We start from the raw sequence: 26,225 nt of genomic DNA, 5'->3' as shown, positions 1-26,225 counted from the left end.
CCGGTGAACATCGGGTGAACGGGCGGGACGGGCAACGGCGGTAAACTGGCTGCGTGGGAATCGCATTCACGGCCATCGACTTCGAGACTGCGAATGGCTTCCGTGGCTCCCCGTGCGCCGTCGGCCTGACGAAGGTCCGGGACGGCCGGATCGTCGAGGAGGCATCCTGGCTGATGCGCCCGCCGGAAGGCCACGACCACTTCGACTCGCGGAACATCGCCATCCACGGCATCACCTCGGGCATGGTCCAGGACGCCCCCCGCTTCGGCGAGCTGTTCCCCGAGATCGGCGGCTTCATCGGCTCCGACGTGCTGGTGGCGCACAACGCGGCCTTCGACCTCGGCGTCATCCGGTCCGCGCTGGAGGTGTCGGCTCTCGCCGGCCCTGCCTGGGACTACGCCTGCACCGTCGTGCTCTCCCGCAAGAGCTACTCCCTGCCGTCCTACTCGCTGCCGTTCGTCGCGGAAGCGGCGGGGGTCCCGCTGCTCAACCACCACGACGCCGTCGAGGACGCGCGGGCGTGCGCCGGGATCATGATGGACCTCGCCCGGCGGTACGAGGCAGGCACCGTCGAGGACGTCCTCGGGTGCCATGGCCTGCCGCTCTCTCGGGCAGAGGCCTACGCGCCGGGCGTGGACGAGCTGTCGAAGGCCACGCGCACCGCACTGGGTCGCGGCTCGTCGCCGTCGGGCTGGTCCGGCTGGCCGGAGGAGGGCGCGAATCCGCACGCCAATCCCCAGGCCGATCCGCGCCACCCGCTGTACGGACAGACGGTCGTCTTCACCGGGACCCTCGGCATCCCGCGGCCGCAGGCCAAGGAACGGGCAGCCCACCTCGGCGCACAACCGGCGAGCTCCGTCACCCGACGGACCACCGTCCTCGTCGTCGGGGACGGCTTCGTCGCATCCGACCTGCGCAACGGACGCGTGACCGGGAAGGCCCGGCGCGTGCTGGAACTGCACGAGCGGGGCCAGGCCATCGAGGTGCTCTCGGAAGCCGAGTTCCTGCAGATGACCGGCGACCGCTGGCCCGCCGCGAGCCCGGCGGCCGGCTAGAGACGCAGCGGGACGCCGGTGAGTCGGGCCGACAGGTCGATCAGTCGCGACGCGGCATTGCGCTCACGGGCGTGCGGTTCCGCCGGGACGAGGGCCGGCGGTCCCGTGAGCTGGAATCCGCCGCCAGGACCGCAGTAGGCACCGTTCGGGATCCCGGGATCGGCCGTCGCGCGGACGAGGGGCCACGCCCCGGCGTCCTTCCCCTGCGCCACGTGCGCCAGGACGGTCCGCCGCCACCGGGGCGCGTCCTTGCGGGCCGCGACGCCCGGCCGGTCCGGCGTGAGCATCCCGAGTGCGAGGCCGGGATGGGCCACGACGCTCGTCGCCGCGCTCCCTGTCGCATCGAGGCGCCGGGCCAGCTCGAACCCGAAGGCCGTGACCGCCAGCTTCGACGTCGCATACGCGACGGAGCCGCGGTACGACGACGGCTCGAGGAACGACGGCGTGAGGCGTGCCCAGCGGTGGCTGATGCTGCCGAGGTGGACGATCCTGGTCCCGGCGGCGGTCAGCGCGGGGAGGAGCAGGGCGATCAGGGCGTAGTGGCCTAGGTGGTTGGTACCGAACTGGAGCTCGAAGCCGTCCGCCGTCGTGCGCTCCTCGCGGGACCCGACCACCCCGGCGTTGGCCAGCAGGCCGGTCAGGGGCGGGCCGGCCGCTATCGCCGCGGCCGCGCCCCGGACCGATGCCAGGTCCGCGAGGTCGAGGAGCTGGAAGGTGACGTCGGCGCAGGGGTGGACGCCCCGGATGGCGCTGATCGCGCGTCGTGCCCTGTCCTCACTGCGTGATGCCAGCACCACGCTCGCGCCCGCTCCCGCGAGTTGCTCCGAGGCGAAGTAGCCGAGACCGGCGTTGGCGCCCGTGACGAGGAAGCGACGGCCGTCCAGACGGGGAAGGGCGGACGGATCCCAGTCCGAGGCGTCCGAGCCGTCCCGGCCCGTCGTCGGGCCGCTGCCGCCGTCGCGGGCCCGCCGCGGCACTCAGGTGCCTGTCGTCGCGGACAGGAGTGTCCGGGTCATGGAGCGGACGACGGCGGGAACCCCCGGCGAGGTCAGGTAGCCGGCCGGCAGGGCGCGTGTGCCGTGCAGTGCGCCGACGATCCCGCCCGCCAGGGACGCCGCGACCACCGGGGAGGCGTCGGGCCTGCCGGCGTGCGCCGCATGCCGGAGGGCCGCGACGAGATGGTCCCGCGGCGACGAGGACTCGTCGGCGCCCTCGACGGCCGCCCGCAGTGCGGCCTCGAACGTGCCGGCCGCCGTCGCTCCGTCGGCTGCCGTGCCGTCCGACCCGGCATCGGAGGTGTCCGCTCCGTCGGCCAGCGCGCGGCCTGCATCGTGCCCGGCGTCCGCTGCGGAACTCCGTGCACCGGTGCGGGCGGTGGTGACCGCCTCGTCCAGGGTCGTCCCCTCGATCGCCAGCGACCGGATCACGGCGCTGAGGAGGCCTGCGGTGGCCCGGGCGGAGTGCGAGCCGTGCGTCAGCGCGGCGGCGTCGAGCGTGAGGCGCTCGACCATGCTGGCGGGGATCCGGGGGACCAGCCCGAACGGGGCCGAGCGCATCAGCGCACCCGGTCCCTGCGCCCGGAGGTTCAGGGGGCGGCCGAACGTCCCCATCTCGCCGGTGAGGAGGGCGCGGACGGTCTCGGCGTCGGGATCGTGGACGGCCACCAGCTCCTCCTGCCGGTCCAGCCACCTCGGCGGAGGAACCGGTGCGTTCGGCGGCAGGTGCTCGCCCTGCCGCGAGAGCCAGCGGAGATAGGCGAGCCACACGCAGGCGGTCTCGTCGGCGGCGACGCCGTCGTTCGCCCACTCCAGTGCCTCCACGAGGGCGTCCACGGTGTAGAGGGTGAGCTGCGTGGCGTCGGAGACGGCCACGGCTCCCGGCTCGTCGAGGGCGGTCGCGGGATCGTCACCCGCCACGGTGAGGACACCGTAGGCGTCCCCGGCCATCGTGCCGAGCAGGCACCCCAGGACCCGATCCTCGTACGTGTCCGGCGTGGTGTCCCCGGGGCCGGGACCGGCGGTGCTGTCAGTCGTCACCCGTCCAGTCTAGGGAGGAGTAGGACGGACCAGAGCCACCGGAGCTCCCAGCAGCCGTGCAGACTAGGATGGAAGGCTTGTCCGCGGCCCGGACCCTCCGGGCCGTCCCACTGCAGCACCGATCGAAGGAATGCGCATCCATGACCCACCACACGACGACGGCGGACGCCGTTCCCACCGGTACCGCTCAGGACGGTACCCGGCGTGCACCAGGACTCGCGGCACGCTCGATCGCCGAGGGGGTCGGATCCTTCCTCGTCATCCTCGTCGGCCTCGGAGCCACGATGCTGGCCACCGAGACGTCGCTGCAGCCCACTCTCGTCTTCGGGTTCGCCGTCGTCGCCGCGATGATCGCGTTCGGCCACGTATCGGGCGGCCACTTCAACCCGGCCGTCACCGTCGGATCGGCGGTGGCGGGGCGGACCGACTGGAAGTCCGTGCTGCCCTATCTCGTGGCCCAGGTGCTGGGCGCGGTCGCCGCATCGGGACTCATCTGGCTGGTCCTGAGCGCCAACGCTCAGCTCTCCGACATCGGAGGGTTCTTCAGTTCGGCCTCCAACGGGTTCGGTGAGCACTCGGCGGCGCAGTTCCCCCTGACCAGCGCCTTCCTGCTGGAGGTCGTCGCGGCGGCACTCCTCGTCGCGGTCTTCCTCGGAGCGCGGTCGCAGCGCGGCGGGCGCGACCTCGCGCCGTTCGCCGTCGGCCTCACCTACGCCGGACTGCTCTCCTTCCTCCTGCCCGTCACGAACGGCGGCGTCAACCCGGTCCGCTCCACCGCCTCGGCCGTCTTCGCCGAGCCGTGGGCCCTCCAGCAGCTGTGGCTGTTCTGGGCTGCACCGATGGTCGGCGGCGTGATCGCGGGACTGGTCTACCGCAGCCTGGACTCGGGCCGCCCGTCCCGCACGGAGGGGAAGACCGTTCCCGCGACGCCGCATGGCGACGGCGACGGCGCCGTGCACCAGCACGATGCGCAGCAGGACGCGGAGCAGCCCGTGGCCCAGCCGGGCACCTCCCAGTACGACGCCCCCGGGGCCGGCGGCACGGGACGCCCTGCCGGCGACGCCGAGTCCTTCTTCGATGCACGGCCCTCCTCGGGACACGACGCCTCCCGGGGCGACGAGTCCCCGAGCGGGCCGGTGCGCTGAGCCGGATTCCGGGCCCGCCGAGCGCTGATCCTCCGAATGTCGGCATGCGGCGGTAGCGTGAAATCCATGAGGATCCTCCATACGTCAGACTGGCACCTGGGCCGGTCCTTCCACGGGACCGGGACCCTCGACGCGCAGCGGATCTTCGTCGACAACCTCGAGAAGACGGTGCGCGAGGAAGCAGTCGACGTGGTCCTCGTGGCGGGGGACGTCTACGATCGAGCACTGCCGGCGGTGGACGTCGTTGCCCTCTTCGACGAGACACTGGACCGGCTCACCGTCGCCGGCGCGCAGGTGGTCGTCAGCAGCGGGAACCACGACTCGGCCACGCGGCTCGGCTTCGGTGGCCGCATCCTCGCCCGCGGCGGCGTGCACCTGCGCACGCGCATCGAGGACATCGGCACGGCTGTGACCTGGCCGCTCGGGGCGGAGGCCGAACTCGCGATCTACGGCGTACCGTACCTCGAACCCCGCGTCGTCGCGGAGGCGCTGCAGGCGGACGGCACCACGCACACCGCCGTGACCCGCGCCGCCCTCGACCGCGTGCGCGAGGACATCGCGCTCCGGAGCAGGGAGCGCCGCGTGGTGTCCGTCGTGATGGCCCATACCTTCGCTGCCGGGGGCGAGGGCTCGGACAGTGAGCGCGACCTCGCCATCGGCGGCCTCGGGTCCGTGCCGCTCGCGCTGTTCGAGGGCTTCGACTACAGCGCGCTGGGCCACCTGCACGGCAGGCAGAGGCTGTCCGAGACCGTGCGCTACTCGGGGTCGCCCCTCGCGTACTCCTTCTCCGAGGCGAACCAGCACAAGGGCGCGTGGCTCCTGGACGTCGGCGCGGACGGGATCGGTGCCGTCCGGCCCGTCGAGTGGCCGGCGCCGCGCGACCTCGCCGTGCTCACCGGCACCCTCGACGAGCTCCTGGAACGCGACGACCTCGCCTGGGCGGAATCGGCTTACTGCTCCGTCACCCTCACCGACCGTGAGCGGCCGGCGCGCGCCATGGAGCGCCTGAGGACACGGTTCCCCGACACCCTCGTACTCTCCTTCGCTCCGGAGGGCGGGGACCGGCAGGACGCGCGGACGTACAGCCAGCGGATCGCCGAGGCGCGGGACGACGCCGAGATCTGCTGCGGTTTCCTCGACCATGTCCGCGGCCGGAGTGCCTCTCCCGAGGAGCAGGCGCTCATCCGCTCGACCGTCGACGCCGCGTTGAGCCTCGCCCACGAACGCTAGGACGCGCGCATGAGACTGCACCACCTCGAGATCCAAGCCTTCGGCCCCTTCGCCGACCGGCAGAGCGTCGACTTCGATGCGCTGTCCAGCCAGGGCCTGTTCCTCCTGAACGGTCCCACCGGCGCCGGGAAGTCGAGCGTCCTCGACGCCGTGTGCTTCGCACTCTACGGTTCGGTCCCCGGCGCCCGTCAGGCGGCGAAGAGGCTCCGCAGCGACCATGCTGCGGAATCGGTGGCTCCGGAGGTGTCCCTCGAATTCTCGGTCGCGGACCGCCGTTTCCGCGTGGTGCGGTCACCCGCGTGGGAGAGGCCGGCGCGACGCGGGAACGGGACCACCACGGAACAGGCCCGCACCCTCCTCAGCGAACGGGTGGACGCCGAGTGGGTGCAGAAGTCGGCGCGCAACGACGAGGCCGGACTGGAGCTGCAGTCCCTCCTCGGCATGGACAAGGAACAGTTCACCAAGGTCGTGATGCTTCCGCAGGGCGAGTTCGCGGCCTTCCTCCGGGCCGACGCGAAGCCCCGACGGGAACTGCTGCAGAGGCTGTTCTCGACCACGCGGTTCGAGGATCTCGAGAGGCTCTTCACCGAGGAGAGTCATCGCACCGCGCGGAACCTCGCGGACCATGAGGGCAAGCAGCGGCACGTGTTCCTGCGCGCGGTCGATGAGGCCGAGCGCCATGACCTCAGCCTTGCCGAGACGGGGATCGACCCGGACAGCCCCGGCGGCTGGTCCGCGGCCCTGCAGGCACTCGCCGCGGCCCTCCACGACCGCCGGGACGCGGCAGCCCTCGAGAGCACCGAGCTCGCGGAGCGGAGTGCGCTCGCGGACGGCGCATCGGCAGCGCTGAGGCAGCGCCGGTCCCGCTGGACCGCACTCGGCGACCTGCGGAGGCAGCAGGCGGACCACGACGCACGCTCCGACGGGATCGCGGACCTGATGGAGCAGGCACAGCTGCACGACCAGGCCCGCGGGCTCGCCCCGCTCCTCGAACTCGAGTCCGAGGCAGGCATCGGGGTGGAGGGCGCACGTGCCCGGCACGGCGAGGCCCTCCAGCGGCTGCGGAACAGCGACGCCGTCCGGGACTATCTCGACGTCGATCCCACCGTCCAGGACGAGGTCCCGCGGAGCGTCCTCACCGGCGGCTGCACGGCGTCGTCCTCCGCGCTGGGGGTCCTGCGCGCCGCGCTGCCCGACGAGCAACGGTTGCTGGACGTGCGGTCAGAGCTCGACGACGGGTCGGCCGGGGTCCGGCGGCTCGACGAACGGCTCACCATGACGGGCGAAGCCATCACCGCGCTCCAGCATCGGCGCGCGGCCGATGTCGCACGCGTCGCGCCCCTGCGGCTGGCCGCCGACGGCCTGGTCCACCTGCGGGCGGACCTCGCCGCCGCCGTCACGGCCGAGGAGACGGTCCGGCAGTACCGGGCGGCTGAACAACGCCGCGGTGCCGCGGACGCCGGGTACGACGCCGCATCGGGGCGCTTCCTCACGCTCAAGGAGGACTGGCTCACCAAGCTGCAGCTGCGGCTGGAACAGGCTGCCGAGGAACTCGCCGAACAGCTGGCGGACGGCGAGCCGTGCCCGGTGTGCGGCAGCGCGGAGCATCCCGCACCCGTGGCGTCGCCGGGCGGCGAGAGGATCACCCTGGAGGAGGAACAGGCTGCGCGACGCCTGCAGGCCGAGGCCGAGAAGGAGCTCCAGGACCTCCGGGAGGTCCGGGACCGTGCGCGCCTCGACGTTGCCGACCTCGCCGCCCGGGGCGGTGAGCTGTCACCCGAGGACGCTGCTGCGTCCAGCCTCGCGGCGCAGACCAGGGTCCAGGCCGCCGAGACGGCCCAGGCCGAGTGTGAGCAGATCGAGGAGCGCATCCGGCGCGCCACCGAGGACGAGGAACGGATCCGCGCCGAGCGCGACGTGCTGCGGGAGGAACGGGCCGCCGCCGAGTCACGGCGGTCGTCGCTGCTCGACCAGGAGGACGTGCTGGCGCAACGGCTCACCGGGCTCCAGGGCGATGCGCCGTCGCTGACGGCCCGCATCGGCGACGTGCAGCGCGCGTTCGACGACCTGGAAGCGGCGCGGGACGCCCTGGATGCGCTCACATCGGCCGTGGGCCGTCGGCAGGATGCCGTGCAGCGCGTCGAGGACGCGCTGCACGGAACCCCCTTCGGCTCGTCGGACGAGGCCCGCGCGGCGCTCCTCCCGGAGGACCGCCGCAGCCGGATGGCCGAGGCGGTGAAGGAGCACGAGGCACGCGGGCACCGACTCTCCGGCGCCTGGGAGGACGGCGCCGTCCGGGAGACCCTTCGGGAGGAGCAGGAAGGCGTGGAGCCACCCTCCGACGAGGACGAGCGCACCGCCGCCGCCGGCGCCGACGAACTCCGGGTGCGCGCACAGCGGGCCGGTATCAGTGCCGAGGTGCTGGGGCACTCGGTCGCCCAGCTCGAGACCTACTCCCGGCAGTTCGACGACCTCGAGCGGCAGATCGCACCGCTGCGCGAGGAAGCGCGGCTGGCGGCCGCCGTCGCCGACACGGCCCGCGGGGGTGGGGAGAACCTGTACAAGATGTCGCTGGCCACCTACGTCCTCGCCTCACGCCTCGAGCAGGTCGCGGCCGCCGCGACGGAGCGGCTGCTGCAGATGTCCGACGGCCGGTACGCGCTGGTGCACAGCGACGCCACGGCGGGCAACAAGCGCTCGGGACTCGGGTTGAACGTGATCGACGGCTGGACGGGGAACCGCAGGGACACCTCGACGCTGTCCGGCGGGGAGTCCTTCATGGCCTCGCTCGCCCTGGCGCTCGGGCTCGCCGACGTGGTCCAGCAGGAAGCGGGTGGGCTCGACATCGAGACCCTGTTCGTGGACGAGGGATTCGGTTCACTCGACGACCAGGCACTCGAGCAGGTCATGGATGCGCTCGAGGGCCTTCGGAGCGGCGGGCGCGTCGTGGGACTGGTCAGTCACGTGCCCGAACTCAAGCAGCGGGTCAGCGCGCAGCTGCAGGTGGTGAAGGGCCGCCAGGGCTCGGTCCTGCGCTACGTGGAGCAGCCTGCCAGCGTGTAAACTCGAGCCGTTACCGGGTCGGGCGCATCGGGAGGGGGGACGATGCGCGCTTGATGCACCCGGAAAGCGCATGTACAAGAATCCCTCACCGGCGTCGCCGGACTCTTCCCCGTCCCCTCTGCCGGGTCCGGTCCGCTCCCGGCGGTCCCGACTCGGCAGGTTCGGTATCCTCCCGGACCTCGCGGGCACCTCCTTCCTCCTGATCGGCCTCTTCGCGCGGCTGCCCCTCGCGATGCTCACGGTCGGCGCCCTCACGCTCGTCACGACCGCCAGCGGCTCCTACGCCGCGGGAGGTTTCGCGGCCGGAGCGGTCGGGCTCGGCTCGGCGCTCGGGGCCCCGCTGCTCGGCCTCCTCGCGGACAAGCACGGACAGCGCATCGTGCTCCTGGTCTCGGCGGTCCTGAACACCCTGGCCATCGCGGGCGTGCTCGTCGTGACGCTGCGCGGCGGAAGCATCACGGGCAGCACCCTCGCCCTCGTCCTCGCGGCGTCACTCGCCATGGGGTTCACGTGTCCCCAGATCGGCCCGCTGGCCAGGGTCCGCTGGATGGCGATGACCCGCCGCAGCCCACGCTCGGCCCTAGACACCGCCCTCTCCTACGAGGGGACGGCGGACGAGCTCACCTTCGTCCTCGGCCCCGCCCTGGTCGGCCTGCTCGCGAGCCTGATCGCCCCCTGGCTCCCACTCGCCCTGGCCGCGGTGCTGACCATCACCCTCGTCAGTGCGTTCGCCGTCCACCCGACGGTCGCCTTCAGCGATGCGGGCCGCGATCCCGGTGCCGACGGGAACGGGCACGACGGCGATCAGCCCCCGGAGTCCGCGGAGTACCGCCCCGCGCTCGTCCTGCTGCCCGTCGCCGGGATGATCGCCATGGGGACGTTCTTCGGCTCCACGCAGACGTTCCTGACCGCGTTCGGGGGGCAGTTCGGGGCAGCCGAGTCCTCCGGGCTCCTGTACGCGGTCATGGGCCTCAGCTCGGCCGTGGCCGCACTGTCGGTCGCCTACTGGCCCGAGCGCTTCGGCCATACACGCCGGTGGATGGTGGCTGCTGCCGCCATGGCGATGGCCGCCGCCGCGCTGGCCCTGCCCGGCGCGATCCCGACGATGCTGGGAGCACTCTTCCTCCTCGGCATCTTCGTGGGTCCCACCATGGTGACGATCTTCTCGATCGGCTCGATGGTCGCGCCGGCACACCGGCTGGGTACGGTCATGACGCTGCTCGCCTCCGGGATCGTCACCGGCACGGCGACCGGTTCGGCGCTGGCAGGGGCCCTCGCCGAAGCCTCCGGGCCGGCGGGCGCCTCGGTGGTCCCGGCAGCAGCAGCATGCGTCCTGCTGCTGCTCGGAGCGGCATCGGCCGTCGCCCTGCGGAGCACCAGCAGAGCCTGAGGCAGGTTCATCAGCCGGCTGTGCAACCGCCCGGGCCGAGCATAGGATCGAAGGACATCCAAGACGCAGGAGGACGCATGAGCACCGAAGGCAGCAAGCAGAACGACACCGAGGATGCGACCGGCGGATTGGGTCCCGAGGGGACGATCCCGGTCAGTGACGACGGGGTGGCCGCGGGATCGACGGACGAGGCGAGCAACTTCGAACCCGAGGAGGACGACGGCGACGGTTCCTAGGCCGCCCGGGCGTCACCGGATGCTGGGGGCCCGATCGGGCGGTTCGGGAATCCGGACGTTACCCGTGAAGACTCCGCCGGTGACGCTCTCCGCCTCGGGGGAGCCGGAGGCGGACAGCACGGGCCTGGCGGCTCCGGCCGCCGGCCCCGGGGCTCCGAGGTGCTCGTCGGCATAGTTCCGCAGCTGCAGTGCCACGTCGTGCGCGTACGGCCTGGCCGAGGGATTCCTCGATGTCATCCTCCGCAGCAGGGCGCTCCAGTCCGGTCCGAGCGAATCCGGCACCTCGGGATCCCGCAGCAGCCGAGCGAGGGCAGCCTCGACCACGGGTCCGGGGAAGGCCTTCACTCCCGTCAGGCACTCGAGGAGGACGAGCCCCAGCGAGTAGATGTCACTGCGCTCGTCCAGCGGACCGCCCTCGGCCTGTTCCGGGCTGAGGTAGTTGGCGGTGCCGATCGTGGCTCCCGCGGCGGTCGCCATGGTGGCCTCCACCATCCGTGCGATGCCGAAATCCGTCAGCTTGGCGTACAGGCGGGTCGCGTTGTCCCCGCTGTGGAACATGAGGATGTTCGCCGGTTTCACGTCCCGGTGCACCACGCCCTCGGAGTGGATGTAGGCCAGTGCATCGGCGAGGTCCGCGCCGAGCTGGGCCACGTCCTCCGCGGGGAGGGCGCCGCGCTTGAGCAGGTGCCGGAGGTCCTCGCCGTCGACGAGTTCCATCACGAGGAAGCCGGTGGTCCGTCCCGTGTCGTCCTCGTGGATGCCTGCGTCGTGCAGCGTCACGAGGCCCGGGTGGTTGAGGGTCGACAGCAGCATCGTCTCCGTGTGCTGGCGCCGGTAGTTGTCGTCGTCCGCCGTCGTCGGATTGAAGATCTTGATGGCGACGTCGCGTCCGAGGTTCCGGTCGACGGCCCGGTAGACCGACGCGGCTCCGCCGACGCCGAGGAGTTCCATGGTCCGGTACCGGTCAGCAAGGAGCACATCCATGGGTGTCCTCCCGCAGCAGATTGGAATTGTGGATCATCGCCGAGCCCCACCATAAGGCTGCTGATCAGTTCCGAGTATACCGGCCGCGCTCCTGCACGGGCAGCGACGCGCGCACCGCCGGAGCCCGGTCCGGCTCTCAGGAGAGGAATGCGAGGGCTGCATCCTTGAACAGTCGCGAGGTGATGGCGTTCGAGTGGCTCCTGCCGGGCAGGGTCGCCGTCTCGGCGAGCGGGGCCCAGTCGGCGAGGTCGCCGATACCGCCGGCGTAGTCGTCCTGGTCCCCGGCGACGAGGAGCAGGGGCATCTTCGGGACGGCGCCCCGGGGGTCGAAGGGTTCCGTCTTGATGGCCGAGACCATGGCAAGGAGCGAGGGCAGGTCGTTGCCGGACCCCGCCTGGGCCATCCGGAGGAGGTCCGCCGTCGTCGCGTCCTGCGGGGCGGGCCCCCCGGCGAGGTGGCGCTCGGCTCCCTCGAGGTCGAATGCGGCGAGAGGGTCGTCGCTGCCGGGCCCCCCGAGCACCATCCTGCGCACGAGCTCGGGCTGCGTCGCGCCGAACTCCCAGGCGAGGCGGGATCCCAGGGAGTAGCCGAGCAGATCGACGCCGGAGGCGGGGTCGTCCTCCCGGAGGGGGGTGATGCGTTCGTCGAAGAGCGCCTGCAGGATGTCGGCGCGCATGCGGCTGGGTGCGTAGGCGCCGGCGTCGTCCGGCGCCGCGCTGTCACCGTGTCCCGGGAGGTCCACCATGACCACGGAGCGGCCGGCGTCGTTCAGGAAGCGGACCCAGCCGGTCTCCACCCAGTTCTGCCGCGACGAGGAGCCGAACCCGTGCAGCAGGAGGATCGGGGGCAACGCTCGGGGAGTGTCCGCGTCGCTGCGGGTGATGGCCAGGCGGGGATCGATACCCTCGACGTCGTGAACGGAATGGTGGTCCATGACCCCATCGTAAGGGCGGCAGAGATATGTGCGTCCTTGAACACATCTCCGCCGCGCGGCCCCTGCGGACCGACGACTGTGACTTTAGACACTTTCGGGAGCGGTGGCAACCCGCTGACTGAGGCTCCCCGTCCAGAACTCCTCGACGGACCATGACCGTCGGCTGCCTGCCATGAGTTATAGTCATCCTGACTCTAACAAGGCGTCGACGATCACCCAGGCGGAAGGCCGGTCATGTACAGCTCCGCCAACGTCTCGGAACGGCAGGCCCAGGCGCCCTCCCTCGCCATCTCGACCGTCATCTTCGCGCTCCGGACGGATGCGGCCTCGGACCGATCGGAGATCTGGCTCCCGCTCGTCCGACGTATCCGCCAGCCGCACCTCGGGCGCTGGGCGCTGCCGGGCGGCCCGCTCGACGGCCGCGAGTCCCTGCAGGACGCCGCGGCACGGAACCTGCGGGACACCACGGGGCTCGAGCCGACCTACCTCGAGCAGCTCTACGCCTTCGGCGGGCTCGATCGTTCGGCGACGCAGCGCCTGGTGTCGATCGTCTACTGGGCGCTCGTGCGCCCGGACCAGGCCGATCTGGCGCAGGAATCGGAGAACGTGCGGTGGTTCCGGGCCTCCGACGTCGTCGGGCTCGCGTTCGACCACGACGAGATCGTCGCCTACGCCCTCGAACGGCTCCGCGGCAAGATCGAGTACGGATCGGTCGCCTACCACTTCCTCGGTGACCGTTTCACGCTGGCGCAGTTGCGCGGCGTCTACGAGGCGGTGCTCGGACGGCACCTCGATCCGGCGAACTTCCGGCGACAGCTCCGCTCCGCGAAGGACATCGCCGCCACGGACGAGGTGCTCCAGGGCGGGCGCAACCGGCCGCCGCGCCTGTACAGGTACACCGGGCCGCACGCCGGACGGCCTCCGTCCTAGACGGGTCCGACGCCCGGCCCCGGGCGATGCACCTCGAGCCCTGCAACCCACCCCGTCCACGACCCCAGTCCGCCGCCCAGCCCGGCGCCGGCCCATCGAGGGAGAAGCACGTGTCCGTTTCCACCGCCATCCAGCTCATCTCGCGAGGCGAGGCAGGATTCCCTGCCCCCGCGACCACCTGCACACCCGACCTGGCGCGTGATCCGTGGGTCTTCGACGCTCTCCCTCTGCCCGACTACGGCCCCGGTGCTTCCATGCACGACCCGGTCCCTCCCACGACCCCGCGCCAGGGTGAGCTGCCGGAGGAGTACCGGACCGCTTCCGCCGACGACCTCGATCGGAGGATCCTCGCCGCCAAGGAGACGCTGGGGGAGTCCGTCGTCGTCCTGGGCCACTTCTACCAGCGCGACGAGGTAGTGAAGTACGCGGACTTCGTCGGCGACAGCTACCAGCTCGCCCGCGCAGCCACCGAGCGCAGTGCCGCGGAGGCCATCGTCTTCTGCGGTGTCCACTTCATGGCGGAGACCGCGGACATGCTGTCGACGCCGGAGCAGGCCGTGATCCTGCCCAACCTCGCGGCGGGGTGCTCCATGGCGGACATGGCGGACATCGACTCGGTGACGGAGTGCTGGGACCAGCTGACCGCGCTCCTCGGATCGGAGCCCGACGCGGACGGCCGGCGGCCCGTGATCCCCGTGACGTACATGAACTCCTCCGCGGCGCTGAAGGGATTCTGCGGAGAACACGGCGGGATCGTCTGCACGTCGTCGAACGCGGCTGCCGTGCTCGAGTGGGCGTTCGAGCGGGGGCAGCGCGTGCTGTTCTTCCCCGACCAGCACCTCGGCCGCAACACCGCCAAGGCGATGGGCGTCCCGCTCGAGCGGATGCCCCTGTGGAATCCCCGCAAGGCGTGGGGCGGCAAGGACGAGCAGACACTCCGCGACTCCCGGGTGATCCTGTGGCACGGGTTCTGCTCGGTCCACAAGCGCTTCACCGTGGCCCAGATCGAGAAGGCGAGGGCGGAACACCCCGGAGTGCGCGTGCTCGTGCATCCCGAGTGCCCGATGCCCGTCGTCGACGCCGCCGACGAGGCGGGCTCGACCGACTACATCCGGAAGGCGATCGATGCAGCCGCACCGGGCAGCACCTTCGCCGTCGGGACGGAGATCAACATGGTGAACCGGCTCGCCGCGCAGTACCCGCAGCACACCATCTTCTGCCTCGATCCCGTCATCTGCCCCTGCTCGACGATGTACCGCATCCACCCCGGCTACCTGGCCTGGGTGCTGGAGGGCCTCGTCGAAGGACGCGTGCCGAACCGCATCACCGTGCCGGAGAGCGTCGCCGGGCCGGCACGCGTGGCCCTGAACCGGATGCTCGCGGTCCGCCCGTGACCTCCGGACGCGTGCGGGAGGAGCCGGACGCCACCCGGGGGCCGCTCCGCGTGGTGATCGTGGGCTCCGGCATCGCCGGTTTGCAGACGGCACTCGCCGTGCGGCGGCTCGCCCCCCGGTCCGACGTCGTGCTGGTCTCCAAAGCCGCGCTCGGCTCCGGCAACACGGGCTACGCGCAGGGCGGCATCGCCGCGGTGCTCGCGGCCGGGCACGGAGCGTCCGGCCGCCCGTCCGGACCGGCCGGCGGCCGTCGCGACTCGGTGGAGGCACACATCGCGGACACCCTCGCGGCCGGCGCCGGGCTGGCGGACCCGGAGGCGGTCGAAGTCCTCTGCCGGGGCGCAGCCGAGGGGATCGACGCCCTGCAGCGGGCCGGGGTGGTCTTCGACGCCGCGCCGCACGACGCGTCGTCGCCCGCACTGGGCCGCGAGGCGGCTCACTCCGCGGCGCGGATCCTCCACCTCGGCGGTGATGCGACCGGCGCAGGGCTCATCGCCTCCCTCACGGCGGCGGTGCGCCGGGACCCGGCGATCCGGGTCCTCGAGAACGCCTTCGTCGAGCGGATACTGCTCGACGGCGCCGGGGGATCGCCGCGTGCCGCCGGCGTCGAGGTGCTGCAGGACGGCATCCGGCGCCCGATCGCGGCCTCCGCCGTGGTGCTGGCGACCGGCGGGGCCGGCCAGCTCTTCGACCGCACGACGAACCCGGCGATCGCCACGGGCGACGGTGTGGCGCTGGCCTGGCGGGCCGGCGCGGTGGTCGCCGACCTCGAGTTCTTCCAGTTCCACCCCACGGCGCTCGACGTCCCGGGGAACCCGCTGATCTCGGAGGCCGTGCGCGGCGAGGGCGCGCGCCTCGTCGATGCCCGTGGTCACCGGTTCATGGCGGACTACCACCCGGACGGCGACCTCGCGCCGCGGGACGTGGTCTCGCGCAGCATCGCACGCCACCTCGCCCAGGAGCCCACCGACGCCCCGGGCGTCCGTACCGGGGCCGCGGCCGGTGACCGCAGGGCACGGTGCGTCTACCTGGACGCGACGGCCCTCGGCGCCGACTTCCTCGCCCGGCGCTTCCCGTCGCTCACCGCGCTGACGGCACGGCACGGGTACGACTGGTCCGCCGCCGTCGTCCCGGTGGTCCCGGCCGCCCACTACTGGATGGGCGGCGTGCGGACGGACACGCACGGGCGCACCTCCGTCCAGGGCCTCTTCGCCGTCGGCGAGGTGGCGCGCACCGGTGTGCACGGCGCCAACCGGCTGGCCTCCAACAGCCTCCTCGAGGCCGTGGTCTTCGCTACGCGGTGCGCGGCGGCGCTCTCCGACGGAGACGGCGCGGCACCGGTCTTCGAGGCCGAGGTCCTCGACCTCGACACTGCGACCGGAACCCACCCGGTGACGCGCCGCGAGCTCCAGGCGGTGATGACAGACCACGCCGGCGTCCTGCGGACGGGCAGCGGTCTGGACGTCGCCGCGAAGCAGCTCGCGTCCTATCGCGCCGGCACCGATTTGGAGACGGCGAACCTGCTGCTGTGCGCGCGGCTGCTCGTGCGCGCCGCCTCGGACCGGCCCGGGTCCTGCGGAGCGCACCACCGCTCCGACCAGCCGGACCCCGCACTCCGCCGGCCCGCCCCGAGCCGGTCCTACCTCCGAATCCCCGAAGGGACACAGCCATGACGCAGACCGCCGACAGCCCGCTGGACACCGCCGCAGCGCCGGCGCGGCCACCGCAGCACCTGGTCGACGCCATCGTCGCGGCGGCCCTCGCCGAGGACGCGCCGTGGGGTGACGTGACCTGCCAGTCCCTGATCGACCCCGATCTGCTGACGACGGCGGCCGTGACCGCACGCGAGCCCGGCATCCTCTGCGGGACCGCGGCGATCGAGGCGGCGATGAGGCTCACCGACCCCCGCATCCACGTCGCCTTCCCGAGGACCGACGGCACGCCGTTCGGGACCGGCGACTCGATCGCGTACCTCAGCGGGCCCGCGGCCGGCATCCTCACCGCGGAGCGCACGGCCCTCAACATCGTGCAGCGCCTGAGCGGGATCGCGACCATGACGCGGGCCTTCGTCGACGCCGCGGGTGGTACGCGTGCCCGCATCGTCGATACCCGCAAGACCACACCGGGGCTGCGGGTCCTGGAACGCTGGGCCGTCCGCTGCGGGGGCGGATCGAACCACCGCGCCGGTCTGTCCGACGCCGTGATGGTCAAGGACAACCACCTGGCGCTGCTGGCGGTCGACGGGCCCGCCGCACTCACGGCCGCACTGCGGTCGGTGAGGTCCCGGCTGCCCCACACCGTGCACGTCGAGGTCGAGGTGGACGGGCTGGACCAGCTCGAACCGGTCCTCGCTGCGGACGTCGACACGATCATGCTGGACAACTTCACCGTCGAGGACCTCGCGGAGGGAGTGCGGCGGGTGGCCGGCCGGGCGCTCGTCGAGGCGAGCGGCAACGTGCGGCTCGACACCGTGGCGGCCATCGCCGCCACCGGCGTGGACATCATCTCCGCAGGGGCACTCACCCACAGCGTCCGATCGCTCGACCTCGGCCTGGACTTCGTCCCGCCGGTCCACCAGCCCCCGGTCGGCGGCCATGCTGTACCTTGACGCCGCCGCCACGGCACCGGCACGCCGCGAGGTCCTCGAGGAGATGTGGCCCCTGCTGACGTCGACCTTCGGCAATCCGTCCAGCCACCACGCCTACGGTGAGGCAGCCGCGAACGCCTTCGCCGCGGCCCGGTCGAGGATCGCGGGTCTGCTCGGATGCCGTCCCGCGGAGATCATCTTCACCTCGGGCGGCACCGAGGCCGACAATCTCGCGCTCAAGGGCATCGCCCTGGCTGCGCCTCGCGGACGCCACATCGTCACCAGCGCCATCGAGCACCCGGCAGTGCTGGACGCGCTGTCCTACCTCCGGGACTTCCACGGCTTCCGCATCACGACCCTGCCCGTCTCCGGAACAGGACGGGTCGCCGCGGAGGAGCTGGCGGCCGCGCTCGAAGCCGGGACGACGCTGTGCACCGTCATGTACGCGAACAACGAGGTCGGCACGGTCCAGGACATCCCGGCGCTGGCGGCGGTCTGCCGGAACGCCGGAGTCCCCTTCCATACCGACGCCGTGCAGGCGGCGGGATGGCTTCCCCTCGACGTCGACTCCCTGGGCGTCACCGCGCTCAGCATCTCGGGCCACAAGCTGGGCACCCCGAAAGGCATCGGCCTGCTGTACCTGCGCGCGGGCACCCCCTGCGAACCCGTCCTGCATGGCGGCGGCCAGGAGCGCGGCCGTCGCTCGGGAACGGAGAACGTCGCCGGAGCGGTCGGGCTGGCGCGAGCGCTCGGCCTCGCGCAGCGCGCCCTGCCGGCCGCGGCCACCCGATCGCGGTCGGCGCAGGACGCGCTGGTCGCCGCCGTCCTCGCCGCGGTGCCCGGCGCCTTCGTCACGGGTGACCCCGACGCGCGGCTCCCGAACCTCGCCTCGTTCTGCTTCCCGGGGGTCGGCGGTGAGGCGGTCCTGCTGGAACTCGAGCGCCGCGGGGTCGTCTGCTCCAGCGGTTCGGCCTGCGCCGCCGGTTCGTCCGAGCCGTCGGCCGTGCTGCTGGCACTCGGGATCGACGAAGGGACCGCCCACTCCGCCGTCCGGCTGTCCTGGACACAGGACACCCCGCCGACGGATCTCGCGGAGGCGGCACGCGCCGTGATCGCGTCGGTCGAGGCGGTGCGATCGCTCGGCGCGGCGCGTGGAGCCTAGACTTGCGGCACCGGATTCCGCCTGGGAGGGACGCCATGGACAACGGTAGTGCGGCACGGCTGTCGGTGCGGCGCGTGCTCCGGGCCGTCGCCGGCGGGGCGCTCGCAGCGCTGCTGCTCACAGCGTGCACCGGGAGCCCGGAGGGTGGAAGCGCTGCGCCGTCGTCGGACGCCCCCTCGGCCACCCCGACGGTGCCGCCGGTGCCCCTGCGCGAGGCGCGCGAGGGCTGGAAGATCTTCACCGACCCCGGCCGGCTCGTGAGCTTCGAACTGCCGGAGGCCTGGGTGGTGCAGCCGCTGGAACCCGCACCGGGCGCCTACGCCCCGGACTCGCTGCACTATGCCGTCCGTACACCGGAGGGAACGACGGCGGCCGAACTGCACTCCGGCATCCTGACGCCGGAACCGCCCTGTCCCGATGCCGAACGTGCCTCCTACTACGTGATCGGCAGCGAGCCGCTCGCGCTGACCGGGGGACCGCCGGCGGACACCGGCATCGAGCCACGCTTCGTGGTCCGCCTGATCACCGGCTTCCGCTTCTTCGGCGCCTACGGCATCACGGACCAGATGGGCGGCGCGGACGGCCTTGCCTGCTCCCTGCCGAACACCGTGCAGGGGAGCGAGGCACTCGGCCGGTTCAGCTTCGGCGACCTCGAGGCGCTGGCGCCGAAGGCACCGGCGAACACCGGTCCGCAGACGGTGTCCTTCGGCACCCTCGGGGAGGCCGAGGCCTACTACGCCACGCCGGACTTCGCGATCATCCGCGAGATGATCCGGTCCGTGCAGGTCGCCGCCGAGCCCGCGGCCTAGCTGAGGGTCAGGCGGCGGGCTGCAGGGCCGCGAAGTCCACCCCGGTCAGCTCGACGCTGCGATTCCAGAGCCGCACGGCGATGTCGTGGTCCAGCACCCGTGCCACGGGGGCGACGAGGCGGGGAGCGCCGCGCGTCTCGCCCGGGCCGGAGGGCCCGTAGTAGTCGCCGCCGCGGACATCGTCGGCGGTTGCCGCGTACAGGGTCGGCAGGGCTCCCGCGGCGTCGGACTGGCTCATCAGTCTGGAGAAGCCCGCGAGGACGTCGAGCACGGCGGGCGCCTGCATGCCTGCCGTCAGGTTGGTGTCGGCGAGGCCCGGGTGGGCGGCCACGGAGGTCAGGTCCCAGCCGGCGGCGCGCGCACGCCGATCGAGCTCGACCATGAAGTACAGGTTCGCGATCTTGCTCTGACCGTAGGCGCGCCACCTGCGGTACCTGCGCTCGGACTGCAGGTCGTCGAAGTCGATGCGTCCCCGCTTGTGGGCGAGGCTCGACAGCGTGACCACGCGTGCCGAATCCGCCTCACGGAGATTCGGCAGCAGGAGGCCGGTGAGAGCGAAGTGACCCAGGTGGTTGGTGCCTAACTGCAGTTCGAAGCCGTCAGCCGTCGTGGACTTCGGCGTGGCCATGACCCCCGCGTTGTTGACGAGGATGTGGACGGGACCCGTGACGTCGGCCGCGAAGGCCCGCACGGAGGCGAGGCTCGCGAGGTCGAGGAGGCGCATCCCGACGCGCTCGCTGCCGGACAGGGCCCGGACCTTCTGCTCGGCGTCCCGCCCGCGCTGTTCGTTGCGGCAGGCGAGGACCACGTCGGCGCCCCTGCGGGCCAGGGCGACGGCGGTCTGCAGTCCCAGCCCGCTGTTGGCGCCGGTGATGATGACACGCCTGTCCGTCAGATCGCCGATCGCGTCCGCGGTGAAACTGCTCATGGGGAGCCTTCCGTGCTGGTGCGTCCTGCCCGGCCGGATGATGCCGGCCGGCGTCGAGGGTCGCCGCCTCCAACAGCTTAGAGTTGGAGGCGATCACGCCGCCTACCGGGAGCAACGAACCATGCGACGCACTGTCTCCGCCGACCTCGGTGCCACGACGATCGCCGGCACCGAGGTGGTCCTGTCGATCGCCGTCGCACACCCCGGGGACTACCGCGAGATCGACGAGCGCCTGTCCGTCCTGGTCGACGGGCAGCCGGCGGAGGTCCGCGAACGGCAGGCCGGGGACGGCACGCGACTGCACCTGCTCACGACGCCGCACGCGTCATCACTCGAAGTGGAGTACCGGGCCACCGTGACGGGGACCTCGGAGCGGTCCCCCGGGGACGACGTCGACCTGGTGCGGTACGTGCGACCCAGCCGGTACTGCGAATCGGACAGGATCCTCCCGACGGCGTACGCCCTCTTCCCCCGCCTGCAGGGCGCCGAGCTCGTCCAGGGTATCCGTGACTGGGTGTCGGGTGAACTGTCCTACGTCCCCGGGTCGTCCCGTTTCACCGACGGCGCCGTGGACACCCTCCTGTCCCGGAGGGGGGTGTGCCGGGACTACGCCCACCTGGTGATCGCCCTCCTGAGGTCCCGCGACATCCCGGCGCGGCTGGCGTCCGTCTACGCGCCCGGGCTCAGCCCCATGGATTTCCACGCCGTCGTCGAGGCCTGGACCGACGGCGGCTGGCACCTCCTCGATGCGACCGGCCTGGCCCCTCGTGCCTCGATGCTCCGCATCGCGACGGGCAGGGACGCGACCGACACCGCGTTCCTCTCCACGGTCGGCGGCTCGCTGCAGCTGACCCGCCTGACGGTGACCGCGACGGTCGACGACCTCCCGCTGGAACGGACGGGCGAGAGGCACTACCTCCGCTGACCACGCTCCGGGGGAGGGCCGTCGGGATCAGGCCAGCGCGGCGTTGATCTTGTCGGTCAGCGCCTTCAGCTGCGCCATCTCGGCGGGATCGAGGACGGGCGCGAACACCTCCTGGATGCGGTGGACGTGGGCGGAGCCGATGCGCCGCTGGAGGGCTCGGCCCTCGTCCGTCAGAGCGAGCTCGACGCCGCGCTGGTCGGTCTCGGCGGGCCGGCGCCGCACGAGCCCCTTGGCCTCGAGGCGGTCCACCATGCGGCTGAGGCTGGGCTGGCTGATGAGCAGGTGGTGGTTCAGCTCGTTCAGGCGCGTCCATCCGGTCGGGCAGCGGCTGAGGTTGAACAGGACGTCGTACTCGCCGATCGGCAGTTCCCGGAACACCGGATCCTGCCGGAGACGGCGCATGACGCCGACCTGGGCACGGAAGAGCGATTCCCAGCTCTCGGAGGCCTGCCGCACGGAGGCGCCGCTTCCGTCGTCGCCGGTCGCCACCGCCTCCCGCTGCTCCGCCGCAGCGTCCACCTGGTCAGCCATGACTGCTTCCCGCCTCCTGCCGGCGAACCGGCAACTAGATGTCTTTGCATCTAGTATACGCTCGGCGGCAGTTGCGCGGCAGGTGCATCAGCCCGCGGTCGTCGCCGCCCGGCGCAGGGCCCGTCCCTCGCGGCGCCCCTCGACCAGCCGGTACAGGACCGGTACCAGGACGAGCGTGAGGGCCGTCGACGAGACGAGCCCGCCGATCACGACGACGGCCAGGGGCTGCGAGATGAAGCCGCCCTCGCCCGTGAGCCCGAGCGCCATCGGCGTCAGTGCGAAGATCGTGGCGAGAGCGGTCATGAGGATCGGCCGGAGGCGCTGCCGAGCGCCTTCCCGGATGGCATCCGCGACCAGCAGGCCGCGGGACCCGTCCTGCGGCCGCCGGTACTGGTTGATGAGGTCGATCAGCACGATGGCGTTCGTGACGACGATGCCGACGAGCATCAGCATGCCGATGAGGGACGGCAGTCCGAGCGGGATCCGCGTGATCAGGAGCAGGGCGATCGCGCCCGTGGCGGCGAAGGGGATGGACACGAGGAGGATCAGGGGCTGCACGAGGCTCTTGAAGGTTGCGACCATAATGACGTACACGATCGCCACGGCGGCCCACAGCGCCAGGAACAGCTGGTCGAAGGATTCTGCCTGCTGGCTCGAGGCGCCGCCGATGGTGGCGGTGGCGCCGGCAGGGAGGTCGATGGCGTCGAGACGCTCGGTGACCTCTGCCGTGAGGGTTCCGAGGTCGTCGCCGGACGGCGTCACGGAGACCCTCGCCGTGCGCTCCCCGTTGGAACTCGTGACGGAGAGCGGTACCTGGACCTCCTCGACCGACGCGACCGCCGTCAGCGGGATCGGCCCCCGGGCGGTCGGTATCTGCAGGTCACGCAACTGGCCGAGGCTCGTGACGGGCGTCCCCTCGCCGATCAGGACCGGGAAGTCGTCGGCGTCGAAACGCACCGACCCGGCGGGCACGGGGCTGATGCTGCCACCGAGGAGTCCGGCGATCTGGCCCTCGCTCAGTCCCGCCGCCACGGCAGCCGCCCGGTCGACGTCGATCTGCACCTGCGGCTGCGCGGCCGACAGGTTGCTCGAGACCTCACCTGCGCCCTCGAGTCCCTGCATGCCATCGAGGACGGCGCTGTTGGCGGACTCGAGATCGGCACTCGCCGGGGCCGTGATGTCGATGTCGATGGTGCTCGAGGTACCGAAACCGCCCTGCTGGCTCGAGAGCGAGAACGTCCCGGCACCCTCGAGCGCCTCGAGCTCCCGGCGCACCGACTCCTGCAGGTCCTCCTGATCGGCCTCCTCGTCGGTGATCACCGTGAACGACGCCACGGAGGCGCCACCCGAGAACCGGGCCGCGAACCCGCCCTGCGCGTTGCCCACGGTCAGCTGGACGTCCTGGACCTCCGGCGTGTCCGCCAGGATCTCCTCGGTGCGGCCGGCCGCCTCCGTGGTCGTCGCGAGGCTCGACCCCGGGGGAAGGGTCTGGGTGATCGAGAAGCTGTTCTGGCCCGACCCACCGAGGAGGTTGGTCGGGAGGAACGGCACCATGGCGGCCGTCGCGCCGAGCACGACCACACCGCTCACGAGGGTGATGACGGGATGGCGCTGGGTGCCGGAGAGGATCGGGAGGTAGCCGCGCTGGAGGAACGACGGGCGGTCGGGGGCATGCGACGCGGCCGGGTCGCCGGTGGCGTCGGCGGAGTCGGTGGCATCGTGGCGGGCCCCGTGCCGGCCGCGCGACGCCGTGCGGGGCAGGAACCAGTAGGCGAGCACCGGGATGATGGTCAGCGCGACGGCCAGGGATGCCAGGAGGGCGATGCCGGTCGTGACGGCGAAGGGCCGGAAGAGTTCGCCCGCGAGGCCGCCCACGAACCCGATCGGGGCGAAGACGGCGACCGTGGTGAGGGTCGAGGCGGTGATGGCACCGGCCACCTCACGGACCGCGGTGAGGATCGCGACCCGTTTCTCCTCGCCGTAGCCGAGATGCCGCTTGATGTTCTCGATCACGACGATGGAGTCGTCCACCACGCGGCCGATGGCGATCGTCAGGGCGCCGAGCGTCAGCAGGTTGAGGGAATAGCCCGCGGCGTAGAGCCCGATGAAGGTGATGAGCAACGAGAGGGGGATCGAGATGGCCGTCACCAGCGTCGACCGGACCGACAGCAGGAAGACGAGGATGATCACCACGGCGAAGCCGAGTCCCAGGATGCCCTCCGTGGTCAGATCGTCGATACTGCGCTCGATGAAGGGCGCCTGGTCGAACACGACCGTGATGTCGGCGGCGTTGCCGAGCTCGGCCTCGAGCTCGGGCACCAGGGCCACGATCTGCTGGGAGATCTCGACGGTGTCGCCGTCGGGCACCTTGGTCACCGCGAGCGCGAGCGTCTCCACCGAGTTGGTCCGCGTGATCGACGTCGGCTCGTCATCGGCGAGATCGACGTCCGCGACGTCGCCGATCGTGGTCGCCCGACCTGACGGTGCACTGCCGGACGAGGGCAGCACCGGCAGGGCGCGGATGTCCTCCAGCGACCCGATCCGGCTGCCGGCCTGGATGGTGAGCGACCGCGGGTCCTCCTCGAGGGTCCCGACCGGGAACAGCGCGCCGTTGTCCTCCAGCGTGCTGGTGAGGTCGGCGACGGCCAGCCCTGCGGCTTCGAGGGCGCCGGCCCGCGGCAGGATCGCGACATGCTGGGTGGTCCCGCCGGAGACGTCCGCGGTCCGCACGCCCTCGATCTTCTGGAGTCTCGGGACGGTGAGGCGGGCGAGGTCGCCGTTGAGTTCGCTGAGCGACTGGTCCGAGGACACCGCCATGAAGACGATGGGCAGGTCGCTGATACTGCCGGCGAGCGCCTGCGGCTCGACGTCCTCGGGGAGGGTGGGGCGCACCGTGGAGATCGCCCGGTCCACCTGCGCCCTCGCGCGGTCCAGGTCCGTCCCGTACACGAAGACGAGGCTGACGGTCGAGACACCCGTGCGCGACGTGGACGAGGACGACTCCAGGCCCTCGACCCCGCTGAGTGCGGATTCGAGCGGCTCACCGACCTGCTGGTCGAGGTACTCGGCCGAGGCGCCCGGTGCCGAGGACAGCACCGTGATCTGCGGGAACTCGAGCGACGGGATGAGCTCCTGCTTGAGCGACCCGAGCGTGATGACGCCGAAGACCGAAGCGAGGATGGTGATGAGCGCGATGAGCGCCCGGTTGCCCAGGGACAGCTGTGCCAGACGGAACAAGAGACCTGCCTTCGATGCTGACGGTCGCCTGGCTGGCCGGCGGCGCCGTGGCTACTTGAGTTTGAGGACCTGATCGGTGAGCGACTGCACCTCGGCGGCGAGGGACGGGTTCTCGTTGAGCCGCACCCCGTACCCGGGCAGCATCTCCTTCAGCTTGGGCTCCCAGTCCGCCATCCTGGTGGGGAAGCACCGCTTCAGCAGTTCGACCATGATCGGGGCCGCGGTCGAGGCGCCCGGCGAGGCGCCGAGCAGTGCTCCCACGGAACCGTCCGACGACGTGATGACCTCGGTGCCGAACTGGAGGACGCCACCCTTCTTCGGGGCCTTCTTGATGACCTGCACCCGCTGGCCCGCGGAGATCAGTTCCCAGCTGCCGCCCTCGGCCGTCGGGAGGAACTCGTTGAGCGACTCGTTCTTGGCGTCGCGGTTCTTCAGGACCTCGGTGACGAGGTACTTGGTGAGCGACATGTTGTCCTTGGCCACGGCGAGCATCGGCACCAGGTTGGAGGTCCGGATGGAGGTGGGGAGGTCCAGGTAGGAGCCGCGCTTCAGGAACTTCGTGGAGAAACCGGCGTAGGGGCCGAAGAGCAGCGACCGCTCGCCCTTGACGAAGCGTGTGTCCAAGTGGGGGACGGACATCGGGGGAGCACCCACCGACGCCTGCCCGTACACCTTGGCGTTGTGCTGTGCGACGAGCTCCTGGTCCGTGCAGCGCAGGAACTGGCCCGATACTGGGAAGCCGGCGAATCCCTTGCCCTCCGGGATGCCGCTGCGCTGCAGGAGGTGCAGGGCACCGCCGCCGGCGCCGATGAAGACGAACCTGGTGGTGACGGTGCTCGTCTCGCGCGTGGCCCTGTTCCGGACCTTGACGTCCCACCGGCCGTCGGTCGCCCGTGCGACGTCGAGCACGTCGAAGCCGTAGTGCAGGTCGACGCCGGCGCCCTCGAGGTAGCCGGTGAGCTGGCGGGTCAGGCCGCCGAAATCGACGTCGGTCCCGCCCTCGACACGCGACGCGGCGACGGGCTGCGAGGGATTGCGGCCCTTCATCAGGAGCGGCGTCCACCCGGCGATGGTGTCGTGGTCCTCGCTGTGCTCCATGGTGCTGAACAGCGGCTGCGGGCTCAGCGCGTCGTAGCGCTTCCGCAGGTAGGCCGCGTTGGCCTGGCCCCAGACGAAACTCATGTGGGGGACGGCGTTGATGAAGTTCCTCGGATCGCCCAGGTGCCCCTCGGACACCATGTGCGACCAGAACTGGCGCGAGACCTGGAACTGCTCGTTGATCGCCACGGCCTTCGCCGGGTCCACGGAACCGTCCTTGCCGGCGGGCGAGTAGTTCAGTTCGCACAGCGCCGAGTGTCCGGTTCCCGCGTTGTTCCAGGGATCGGAGCTCTCGAGGCCGGCAGCGTCGAGGCGCTCGAACAGGGAGATGTCCCACTCGGGCTGGAGCTGGCGCAGGAAGGCGCCGAGGGTCGCGCTCATGATCCCGCCGCCGATCAGTACGACGTCGGTTGTCGTGGCGGGTGTGCCCTGGTTGTGTGTGGTCAACGTTGTCTCCAGTCGCGAGGTCCTAGCAGGGAAAGCCTAGCGTCTGGCAGTGACCTTATCTAAATCAGGGAAGCCGCCCGGAGGCGTTCCGGAGGCGCGGCCGG

At 71.8% G+C, this 26,225-nt stretch carries 21 protein-coding genes; 13 read left to right on the top strand and 8 right to left on the bottom strand.

All coding sequences use genetic code 11. The annotated features are described in order from the left end of the window. The first annotated feature begins 53 nt into the window (after window positions 1–53). Window positions 54–1,055, top strand: a complete 1,002-nt coding sequence (locus AC0Z9V_RS04360) for an exonuclease domain-containing protein (protein WP_133080813.1) — start codon at window positions 54–56, stop codon at window positions 1,053–1,055. On the opposite strand, the gene AC0Z9V_RS04355 is transcribed toward AC0Z9V_RS04360, so the two are convergent. Beyond that, complete coding sequence (locus tag AC0Z9V_RS04355; RefSeq protein WP_485140840.1) at window positions 1,052–2,032, bottom strand: SDR family NAD(P)-dependent oxidoreductase; 981 nt, start codon at window positions 2,030–2,032, stop codon at window positions 1,052–1,054. The genes AC0Z9V_RS04360 and AC0Z9V_RS04355 overlap by 4 nt on opposite strands. Further along, a complete protein-coding gene (locus tag AC0Z9V_RS04350; RefSeq protein WP_485140839.1) occupies window positions 2,033–3,091 on the bottom strand; it encodes an ADP-ribosylglycohydrolase family protein in 1,059 nt (352 codons plus the stop codon). A gap of 140 nt (window positions 3,092–3,231) precedes the next feature. Here AC0Z9V_RS04350 and AC0Z9V_RS04345 point away from each other — a divergent pair, with 140 nt between their 5' ends. The 5 genes from AC0Z9V_RS04345 (at window position 3,232) to AC0Z9V_RS04325 (ending at window position 10,155) form a co-directional block, all read left to right on the top strand. Beyond that, window positions 3,232–4,236, top strand: a complete 1,005-nt coding sequence (locus AC0Z9V_RS04345; protein ID WP_485140838.1) for an aquaporin — start codon at window positions 3,232–3,234, stop codon at window positions 4,234–4,236. A gap of 66 nt (window positions 4,237–4,302) precedes the next feature. Further along, window positions 4,303–5,466, top strand: a complete 1,164-nt coding sequence (locus AC0Z9V_RS04340) for an exonuclease SbcCD subunit D (RefSeq protein ID WP_459290252.1) — start codon at window positions 4,303–4,305, stop codon at window positions 5,464–5,466. A 9-nt stretch (window positions 5,467–5,475) separates the two neighbouring features. Beyond that, complete coding sequence (locus tag AC0Z9V_RS04335; protein WP_485140837.1) at window positions 5,476–8,529, top strand: AAA family ATPase; 3,054 nt, start codon at window positions 5,476–5,478, stop codon at window positions 8,527–8,529. A 70-nt stretch (window positions 8,530–8,599) separates the two neighbouring features. Further along, window positions 8,600–9,919 carry an MFS transporter gene (locus tag AC0Z9V_RS04330; protein ID WP_485140836.1) on the top strand — a complete coding sequence of 440 codons (1,320 nt, stop codon included), beginning with the start codon at window positions 8,600–8,602 and terminating at the stop codon, window positions 9,917–9,919. Between the two features lie 77 nt (window positions 9,920–9,996). Beyond that, window positions 9,997–10,155, top strand: coding sequence for a hypothetical protein (locus AC0Z9V_RS04325; RefSeq protein ID WP_208741469.1), 159 nt, complete (start codon window positions 9,997–9,999; stop codon window positions 10,153–10,155). Between the two features lie 12 nt (window positions 10,156–10,167). On the opposite strand, the gene AC0Z9V_RS04320 is transcribed toward AC0Z9V_RS04325, so the two are convergent. Further along, on the bottom strand, window positions 10,168–11,139 hold the full coding sequence (locus AC0Z9V_RS04320) for a serine/threonine-protein kinase (RefSeq protein ID WP_485140835.1): 972 nt from the start codon (window positions 11,137–11,139) through the stop codon (window positions 10,168–10,170). Between the two features lie 136 nt (window positions 11,140–11,275). Continuing rightward, the gene (locus AC0Z9V_RS04315) at window positions 11,276–12,073 is read right to left on the bottom strand and encodes an alpha/beta fold hydrolase (RefSeq protein WP_485140834.1); all 798 of its coding nucleotides are present in this window, start codon (window positions 12,071–12,073) and stop codon (window positions 11,276–11,278) included. A 234-nt stretch (window positions 12,074–12,307) separates the two neighbouring features. Between AC0Z9V_RS04315 and AC0Z9V_RS04310 the strand changes: the two genes are divergently transcribed. From AC0Z9V_RS04310 to AC0Z9V_RS04285, 6 genes are all read left to right on the top strand, one after another. Then, entirely contained in the window at window positions 12,308–13,003 is a 696-nt protein-coding gene (locus AC0Z9V_RS04310) for an NUDIX hydrolase (protein WP_459269077.1), read from the top strand. Between the two features lie 110 nt (window positions 13,004–13,113). Next, window positions 13,114–14,397, top strand: a complete 1,284-nt coding sequence (nadA, locus tag AC0Z9V_RS04305) for a quinolinate synthase NadA (protein WP_485140833.1) — start codon at window positions 13,114–13,116, stop codon at window positions 14,395–14,397. Further along, a complete protein-coding gene (nadB, locus tag AC0Z9V_RS04300; RefSeq protein ID WP_485140832.1) occupies window positions 14,394–16,070 on the top strand; it encodes an L-aspartate oxidase in 1,677 nt (558 codons plus the stop codon). Before nadA ends, nadB begins: the two co-directional genes overlap by 4 nt. Next, window positions 16,067–17,005: a carboxylating nicotinate-nucleotide diphosphorylase gene (gene nadC / locus AC0Z9V_RS04295; protein ID WP_485140831.1), complete on the top strand. Its 939-nt coding sequence runs from the start codon at window positions 16,067–16,069 to the stop codon at window positions 17,003–17,005. The genes nadB and nadC overlap by 4 nt, the downstream gene beginning before the upstream one ends. After that, window positions 16,992–18,146 (top strand): cysteine desulfurase family protein, encoded by a 1,155-nt coding sequence (locus AC0Z9V_RS04290; RefSeq protein WP_208741457.1) that lies wholly within the window; start codon window positions 16,992–16,994, stop codon window positions 18,144–18,146. Before nadC ends, AC0Z9V_RS04290 begins: the two co-directional genes overlap by 14 nt. A 35-nt stretch (window positions 18,147–18,181) precedes the next feature. Next, window positions 18,182–18,955 carry a hypothetical protein gene (locus tag AC0Z9V_RS04285; RefSeq protein ID WP_485140830.1) on the top strand — a complete coding sequence of 258 codons (774 nt, stop codon included), beginning with the start codon at window positions 18,182–18,184 and terminating at the stop codon, window positions 18,953–18,955. A 7-nt stretch (window positions 18,956–18,962) separates the two neighbouring features. Here AC0Z9V_RS04285 and AC0Z9V_RS04280 read toward each other — a convergent pair whose 3' ends face one another. After that, the gene (locus tag AC0Z9V_RS04280; RefSeq protein ID WP_485140829.1) at window positions 18,963–19,883 is read right to left on the bottom strand and encodes an oxidoreductase; all 921 of its coding nucleotides are present in this window, start codon (window positions 19,881–19,883) and stop codon (window positions 18,963–18,965) included. Between the two features lie 121 nt (window positions 19,884–20,004). Here AC0Z9V_RS04280 and AC0Z9V_RS04275 point away from each other — a divergent pair, with 121 nt between their 5' ends. Then, complete coding sequence (locus AC0Z9V_RS04275; RefSeq protein ID WP_485140828.1) at window positions 20,005–20,808, top strand: transglutaminase-like domain-containing protein; 804 nt, start codon at window positions 20,005–20,007, stop codon at window positions 20,806–20,808. Between the two features lie 27 nt (window positions 20,809–20,835). Here AC0Z9V_RS04275 and AC0Z9V_RS04270 read toward each other — a convergent pair whose 3' ends face one another. The 3 genes from AC0Z9V_RS04270 to AC0Z9V_RS04260 form a co-directional block, all read right to left on the bottom strand. Further along, window positions 20,836–21,339, bottom strand: coding sequence for a MarR family winged helix-turn-helix transcriptional regulator (locus AC0Z9V_RS04270; protein ID WP_485140827.1), 504 nt, complete (start codon window positions 21,337–21,339; stop codon window positions 20,836–20,838). A gap of 87 nt (window positions 21,340–21,426) precedes the next feature. After that, window positions 21,427–24,576 carry an efflux RND transporter permease subunit gene (locus AC0Z9V_RS04265; RefSeq protein ID WP_485140826.1) on the bottom strand — a complete coding sequence of 1,050 codons (3,150 nt, stop codon included), beginning with the start codon at window positions 24,574–24,576 and terminating at the stop codon, window positions 21,427–21,429. Window positions 24,577–24,627: 51 nt separating this feature from the next. Next, window positions 24,628–26,121: a malate:quinone oxidoreductase gene (locus tag AC0Z9V_RS04260; RefSeq protein ID WP_485140825.1), complete on the bottom strand. Its 1,494-nt coding sequence runs from the start codon at window positions 26,119–26,121 to the stop codon at window positions 24,628–24,630. Window positions 26,122–26,225 lie beyond the last annotated feature (104 nt).

Source organism: Arthrobacter sp. UYP4 (assembly GCF_057291175.1).
Note: the sequence above shows the minus strand (reverse complement) of the source record. Positions and strands in the feature narration are given on the sequence as shown.